Annotated in this window: 2 protein-coding genes; both read right to left on the minus strand. The window is 75.6% G+C overall.

Translation table 11 applies throughout. From position 1 onward, the window contains the following. On the minus strand, positions 1-5,444 hold a 5,444-nt coding region (locus ACFYUZ_RS39075), incomplete at its 3' end, for a beta-ketoacyl synthase N-terminal-like domain-containing protein (RefSeq protein ID WP_389317940.1). Positions 5,445-5,513: 69 nt separating this feature from the next. Next, the coding region (locus ACFYUZ_RS39080) for a phosphopantetheine-binding protein (RefSeq protein WP_389317943.1) at positions 5,514-6,428 on the minus strand (915 nt) is incomplete at its 5' end.

Below are 6,428 nucleotides of genomic sequence, written 5' to 3' on the forward strand. Positions count from 1 at the left end.
AGGAGGTGGCGGGCGCCGTGTTTCGTCACGAGGTGGCGGGCGAGGAGGCTGCCGAGGGCGCCGGTGCCTCCGGTGATCAGCACCGTCCCCTCCGGGTCCGGCGGAGCCGGCAGCGTCAGGACCGCCTTGCCGGTGTGCCGGGCCTGACTCAGATGGCGCAGCGCCTCCGGCGCGTGGCTCACGTCCCACGCGGTCACCGGCAGCCGCCGCAGCTCCCCGGACTCGAACAGCCGCACCAGCTCGACCAGCATCTCCTGGACCCGCTCGGGCTCCACCCGCATCAGGTCGTACGCGGTGTACGACACGCCCGCGTACCGCTCCCGCACCTCGGCCACGTCGCGGATGTCGGTCTTGCCCATCTCCAGGAACCGGCCGCCCGGCGCGAGCAGCCGCAGCGAGGCGTCCACGAACTCCTGGGCCAGCGAGTTCAGCACCACGTCGAAGCCCCGGCCGCCGGTGGCCGCCCGGTACCGCTCCTCGAAGTCGAGCGTCCGGGTCGAGGCGATCCGGTCCTCGGCCACGCCCAGCGAACGGAGCACGTCCCACTTGGGCCTGCTCGCCGTGCCGTAGACCTCCAGGCCCCAGTGGTGCGCGAGCTGCAGCGCGGCCATGCCCACACCGCCGGTCGCCGCGTGGACGAGCAGCGACTCGCCCGGGCGCACCTTCGCCAGGTCCTCGAGGCCGTAGTACGCGGTGAGGAACACGACCGGGATCACCGCGGCGTCCGTGAACGTCCAGCCCCGCGGCATCCGGGTCACCCAGCGGTGGTCGGTGACCGCGACCGGCCCGATCGCGCCCAGCGGGAACAGGCCCATCACCCGGTCGCCGACCGCCACCGAGGTCACGCCGGGCCCCGTCTCCAGGACGACACCGGCGGCCTCGCCGCCGATCCGCGCCTCGTCGCCCGGGTACATCCCGAGACCCACGAGGACGTCACGGAAGTTCAGACCCGCCGCCCGCACCCGGACCCGCACCTCGCCGTGGCCCAGCGGCGCGCCCGCCTCCGGAGCGGGCAGCAGCGCCAGATTGCCCAGGGTGCCGGAGCCGCGCACGTCGAGCCGCCAGAACGGGGTGTCCTTCGGCGGCACGAGCACCTCGGGCGCCCGGTCGGCCCGCACCAGACGGGGCACGTGGACACCGCCGTCGCGCACCGCGAGCTGGTGCTCGTCCCCGGCGAGCAGCGCCGCCACGGCGGCGGACAGCCCCTCCGTACGCTCCTCGACGACGCCGTCGAGGTCCAGCAGCCCGAACCGGTCGGGGTGTTCGGTGCGGGCGGCGCGCAGCAGGCCCCACACGGCGGACGCGGCCAGGTCCCGGATCTCCGGGCCGGGCCTGGCGGCCACGGCGCCCCGGGTCACGGCCACGAACCGGGGCTCCGCCGCGCCGGCCGGCCACTCCCACTCCAGCCAGTCCTGCGTCAGTTCGAGCGCCCGGACGCTCAGCGCCTCGACTCGCGACGGTATGTCGGCGTCCGTGCCCGGGGTCTCGTCGAGGAAGGTGGCGAGCACGACCCCCGGCGCCTCGGCGCCCGCCGCGACGGCCGCGTGCAGCGCGGCGGCATCGGGGTGGGCCGGCGCGCCGAGCGCCTCCGCCAGGCCCAGCGGGTCCGGGCCGAGAACGGCGACCGCCCCCGGCGCCGTGGCCGGTGACCCGGCCGCGGGCAGCGGCTTCCAGTCGACCAGGAGCAGCGGCGTCCGCCCGGCGCCGGACCCGTCCGTGCCGGCCAGGAGACCGGCCGGGGTGCCGGCCCGCGCGGTCACGGCCGCCACCGTGGCGACCGAAGCGCCGGTCGGGTCGGTCAGCCGCAGCCGTACGGTGTCCTCGCCGGTCCGGGTCAGCCGCAGCCGCACCCGGGTGGCCTCCACGGCGTGCAGCGTCACGCCCCGCCAGCTGAAGGGCAGCAGCACGCTCCCGGTGTCCTCGCCCATGACCTCGCGCGCCCACGGGTGGAGCGCGGCGTCGAGGAGGGCGGGGTGGAGGGTGTGCCCGGTGGCGTCGACGCCCTCGGGGAGCTCGATCTCGGCGTAGAGGTCGTCGCCGTCGCGCCAGAGCGCGGTGAGGCCCTGGAAGGCGGGGCCGTAGGCATAGCCGTGGGCGTGCAGCTCCTCGTACGCGCCCGTGAGGTCGACGCGCTCGCCCGGCGGCGGCCACGGCAGCTCCTCGGGCGCGTCGGCCGCGTCCGACAAGGTGCCGGAGGCGTGCCGGGTCCAGGCCTCGGCGTCGTCCGTGCGCGCGTGCACGGCGATCGTCCGGCTGCCGTCGCCGGCCGCCGGGCCGACCGTGACGTGCAGGGTCACCGGCGTGTCCGCACGCAGCACCAGCGGGGATTCGAGGGTGAGCTCCTCCAGCGTGGGCGTGTCGGTGTGGCCGGCGGCGTGCAGGGCGAGATCGGCGAGGGCCGTGCCGGGAAGCAGAGTGGTGCCGGCGACGGTGTGGTCGGCGAGCCAGGCGTGGGTACGCGTCGAGATCCGGCCGGTGAACACCAGCTGGTCGCCGTCCGCGAGCGCCACCAGGGCGCCGAGCAGCGGATGCCCGGAGGCCACGAGCCCCGCGGACGCGACGTCCGTCGTCACCGTGCCGGGCGACAGCCAGAAGCGCTCGCGCTGGAACGCGTAGGTGGGCAGGCCCTCCACGGACGGCGCCGGGGCCTGGGGCCGCCAGGTGGCGGGCGTGTGGCCCGCGGTGTGGAGACGGGCGAGCGCGGTGGCCAGGGTCGTGGACTCGGGCGCGTTCCTGCGCAGCGTCGGCGCGAGGACGGCCGGCCCGGTGAGCGTGTCCTGGGCGAGCGCCGTGAGCGTCGCGTCCGGCCCGAGCTCCAGGAAGCGGCTGGTGCCGTCGGCTTCGAGGTGCTGGATGCCGGGGTGGAAGCGGACGGCCCGGCGGATGTGGTTCGCCCAGTAGGCCGGGGTGACCAGGTCGTCGCCGGTGGCAGGCAGCCCCGTCACGTTGGAGATCACCGGAATCCTCGGCGCGTGGAAGGTCAGGCCCTCGATCGCCGTGCGGAAGTCGGCCAGGACCTCGTCCATGTGGGCCGAGTGGAAGGCGTGGCTGACCGTCAGACGCGTGGTCTTGCGGCCGAGCGCCGCGAAGTGCTGCGCCACCGCCTCGGCCGCGTCCTGGGCGCCGGAGATCACCGTGGCCTCCGGGCCGTTCACGGCCGCGACGTCCAGATCGCCCTCGACGCCGACGAGGGCCTCCCGCACCTCCTCCTCCGAGGCGCGCACGGCCAGCATCGCGCCGTCGCCGCGGGCGGCCTGCATCAGCCGGCCGCGGACCGCGACCAGCGTGACGGCGTCGGGCAGGTCCAGGACGCCGGCGGCGTGCGCGGCGGCGATCTCGCCGATCGAGTGGCCGATCAGCGCGTCGGGGACCACGCCGTGGTGCTCCAGGGTCCGGTAGAGCGCGGTCTGCAGGGTGAAGAGCGCGGCCTGCGCGTACTGCGTCCGGTTGAGCGTCGCCGCGTCCTGGCCCCACATCACCTCGTGCAGCGGCCGGTCCAGGATCGCGTCGAAGCGGTCGCACACCTCGTGGAAGGCGGCGGCGAACACCGGGTGGGAGTCGTACAGTTCGCGGCCCATGCCGAGGCGCTGGCTGCCCTGGCCGGTGAAGAGGAAAGCCGTCTTTCCGGGAAGGGCGGAGCCGGTGGTCAGTCCGGCGGCCTCGGCGCCCTCGGCGAGTGCCTCCAGCGCGGTGAGCAGCGCCTCGCGGTCGCCCGCCGCGTCGACGACGGCGCGGTGACCGAAGAGGGTACGGGCCGCGAGCGCGCCCGCGACCTCCTGCGACGGGGTGTCCGGGTGCCCGGTCGCGTACGCGTGCAGGCGGCGTGCCTGCTCCCGCAGGGACTGCTCCGACTTCGCCGACAACAGCCAGGGGAGGCACGGGAGCTCGGTGTCCTCGGCCGTCGGCTGCCGGGCGCCGGCCGGGTCGGCGTCCGCACCGTCGCCGATGGCCGCGGGGGCCTCGGCGTCCGCCGCGTCCTGGCGGGCCGGGCCGCCGTCGGGCTGCTCCGCGTGCCGCTCGGCGGTCCGCTCCGTCGCCTGCTCGATCACGACGTGCGCGTTGGTGCCGCTGATGCCGAACGACGACACGGCGGCCCGCAGCGGGGTCCCGTCGGCGGCCGTCCAGGGCCGCTCCTCGGTGAGCAGCCGTACGGTGCCCGCCGACCAGTCGACGTGGTCCGTCGGCCTGTCGACGTGCAGCGTGCGCGGCAGCCTGCCGTTGCGCATCGCCATCACCATCTTGATGACGCCGCCGACACCGGCCGCGGCCTGCGCGTGGCCGATGTTCGACTTCAACGAGCCCAGCCACAGCGGGTGTTCGGCGTCTCGCTCGCGTCCGTACGTGTTGATCAGGGCCTGCGCCTCGATCGGGTCGCCCAGGGTCGTGCCGGTGCCGTGCGCCTCGACCGCGTCCACCTGGTCGGACGTCAGCCGGGCGTTGGCGAGCGCCTGGCGGATCACCCGCTCCTGGGACGGGCCGTTCGGCGCCGTCAGCCGACCGCTCGCGCCGTCCTGGTTGGTCGCGGTGCCGCGCACGACGGCGAGGACCGGGTGGCCGTTGCGGACGGCGTCGGAGAGCCGCTCGACGAGCAGCAGGCCGACGCCCTCGCTCCAGCCGGTGCCGTCGGCCGTCGAGGAGAAGGCCTTGCACCGGCCGTCGGCGGAGAGACCGCGCTGCCGGCTGAACTCCACGAAGGTGTTGGGCGTGGCCATCACCGTCGCGCCGCCCGCGAGGGCCAGCGAGCACTCGCCCTGCCGCAGCGACTGCACCGCCAGGTGCAGGGCCACCAGCGACGAGGAGCAGGCGGTGTCCACGGACACGGCGGGGCCTTCGAGACCGTAGACGTAGGCGAGGCGGCCCGAGGCCACGCTGCCCAGGCTGCCGCCGGCGAGATAGCCCTCGTACTCCTCGGGCGCCGGCCGCAGCCGCGAGGCGTAGTCGTTGTACATCACCCCGGCGAAGACGCCGGTGTCGCTGCCGCGCAGGGTCGTCGGGTCGATCCCGGCCCGCTCGAACGCCTCCCAGGCCGTCTCCAGGAGCAGCCGCTGCTGCGGGTCGGTGGCCATCGCCTCGCGCGGGCTCAGCCCGAAGAAGGACGCGTCCGCCCGCGCCGCGTCGTAGAGGAATCCGCCCCGTGCCGTCGTCGACTTGCCGACGGCCTCCGGGTCGGGGTGGTACAGGTCCTCGTCCCAGTCCCGGTCCTCGGGGAAGGGACCGATCGCGTCCGTGCCCTCGCTGACCAGCTTCCACAGGTCCTCGGGCGAGGACACCCCGCCCGGGTAGCGGCAGGCCATGCCGACGATCGCGATCGGCTCGTGCCGGGCCTGCTCGATCTCCGAGATCCGGCGCCGCGCCAGTCTCAGGTCGGTGGTCGCCCGCTTGAGGTAGTCGCGGAGCCTGTCTTCGTTGTTCGCCACGTTCGCCACGGGAGCGTTGTTCACCACGGGAGCTCAACCTTCACTGCTGTCGAAAAGGGGAGATGGACGGGACGGCGCCGGGCGCCGGGGCGGAGATCAGGACAGGCCGAGCTCCTTGTCGAGGGCTTCGAAGAGCTCGTCGTCCGTCGCGGAGCCGAGGTCGTCGGCCGCCGGCCCCCCGAGGGAGGCGGTCAGGCCGTGCCAGTCCTGCAGCACGGACTGCAGCCGCTGGGTGATCTCGGCCGCCTCCGCCGCGTCCCGGGCGTCGGCGCCGGCCGAGTGCTGCCGCAGCAGCTCCTCGAGCCGCCCGATCGCCTCCAGCGGATCGGCCGGGCCCGCGGGCCCCGCCGGAGCGGCCGCCACGGCCAGCTCGCCGAGCAGGTGCCGGGCGAGCGCCGCCGGCGTGGGGTGGTCGAAGACCACCGTCGTCGGCAGCCGCAGCCCCGTCACGGCGCCCAGCCGGTTGCGGAACTCCACCGCCGTCAGCGAGTCGAAGCCGAGGTCCAGAAGCCCGCGTTCCGCGTCGATCCGGTCCGGCGAGCCGTGCCCGAGGACCGCCGCCACGTGCTCCCGCACCAGACCGAGCACCAGCTCCTCGCGCCCCTCCGCCGGCGTCGCCGCGAGCCTGTCCGCGAGCGGCACCGCGCCGCCGGGCCGGGCGCCCGTGCCCGCCGAGGCGCTGCGCCGCGCCGGCCCGCCCCGCACCAGGCCGAGCAGCGGCTCCGGGCCCGTACCGCCGGCCGCGAGGGTCCGCAGGGCGTTCAGGTCGAGCCGCGCCGGATAGAGCAGCGGTTCCGTCGAACCGAGCGCCGTGTCCAGCATCCGCAGCGCCTCCTCCGGAGGCATCGGCACGATCCCGGAGCGGCGCAGCCGCGTGAGGTCCGTCGCGGTCAGCCGCTCGCCCATGCCGCCCCCGTCCCAGAGTCCCCAGGCGAGGCTGGTGGCGGGTTGTCCGTGGGTGTGGCGGTGGTGGGCGAGGGCGTCGAGGAAGGTGTTGGCGGCGGCGTAGTT

This window comes from Streptomyces sp. NPDC004266 (assembly GCF_042874095.1).
Classification (GTDB): Bacteria; Actinomycetota; Actinomycetes; order Streptomycetales; family Streptomycetaceae; genus Streptomyces.